This is a genomic window from Mesorhizobium sp. M7A.F.Ca.CA.002.15.2.1, from assembly GCF_003998715.1.
GTDB lineage: Bacteria > Pseudomonadota > Alphaproteobacteria > Rhizobiales > Rhizobiaceae > Mesorhizobium > Mesorhizobium ciceri.
On sequence record NZ_RZPI01001031.1, the window covers coordinates 1 to 1195 of the forward strand.

1 protein-coding gene and 1 pseudogene are annotated in these 1195 nt (G+C 63.5%); one reads left to right on the forward strand and one right to left on the reverse strand.

The window, feature by feature from the left end; genetic code table 11:
• Positions 1-827: serine hydrolase (locus ENZ74_RS32280; protein ID WP_127313310.1), on the forward strand; the 827-nt coding region annotated here is incomplete at its 5' end.
• Positions 828-855: 28 nt separating this feature from the next.
• Here the strand turns inward: ENZ74_RS32280 and ENZ74_RS32285 are convergent.
• Positions 856-1195: pseudogene (locus ENZ74_RS32285) on the reverse strand (hypothetical protein); the annotation flags it as partial.

Below are 1195 nucleotides of genomic sequence, written 5' to 3' on the forward strand. Positions count from 1 at the left end.
AGGTCGATGGCGCCTGGGCAGCGAGGATAGAGCGCGATCCGGATGCGCAGGCGCCCGCCGGCGGCGTCAGCTCTACGGCACGTGACCTCTCGCAATGGGTGCGCCTCATCCTCCACAACGGCGTTTATGCCGGCAAGACACTGATTGCCGCCGATGCGCTAAGCCAGACGCATGTTCCGCTGATATCGCGCGGCAACAACCCCGTCTCCGGCGGCGCATCGTTCTACGGCCTCGGCTGGAATGTCGAATTCGGCCGACACGGCCTGAGCTGGGGCCACGCCGGCGCTTTCAGCGTCGGCGCGCGTACCCTGGTGACAGTCTTCCCAAAGGAGAAGCTGGGCATAGTCATCGTCGCCAACGCCTTTCCGACTGGCCTGCCGGAGGGATTGTCCGACAGCTTCGCCGATCTCGTCTTCGACGGTAAGGTCGAGAAGGACTGGGTCAAGGCGTGGAATGATATCTATGCGGGCCTGTTCGGTCCGGTGGTCGCGGCGGCCAAGGCCGCCTACGCCGCGCCGCCGTCTCCGTCACGGCGAGCCGGGCCGGGCAGTGTCTATGCTGGCCGGTACGCCAACGACTTCATCGGCGACGCGATTGTGTCGAAAGCGGGAGACGACCTTGTACTCAAGGTGGGCCCGGCCGCCGGCCGGTCCTATTCATTGAGGCATTTCGACGGTGATCTTTTCCTGACCTTCCCCGACGCGGAGACGCCGGACAGCCCCTCGGGTGTAAGTTTCGTGGTCGGCGCTGACGGCAAGGCGTCGGCCATGACTGTAGGTTTTCTCGACGACAATCATCTCGGCACGCTGCAACGTGTGGGGGACTGACTTCCAAATCGACCGGTCCCGCCGGGAGTCAGGATGCCGGGCCGTATCGGAGCAGTTTGAAGCAATCGCCGTTGCCCGATTTCGTCTGTGCCAGCGAGGGCTTCGATCTGTCGATCCATTCCTGATGTGACCTCGCGTCGGCTTCGATCGCGTCGACCGGTGCAAGACTGACAAAGCTGCGTCCGTGGCTGAGAAGCCAGCACGCACGGCCGAGAAATCGCCTGCTGCGCTGGCGCAAGAGGTCGGCATCGTAGAAGATGTCGAGCACCTCGTGCTTGATCTTGCGCTCGGTTTCAGGATTGGCGATCGCAACCTCGATCGGCTCGCCGCCGATCGCATCCTGCAGGTCCTTGTAGTCGAGCTGTCTC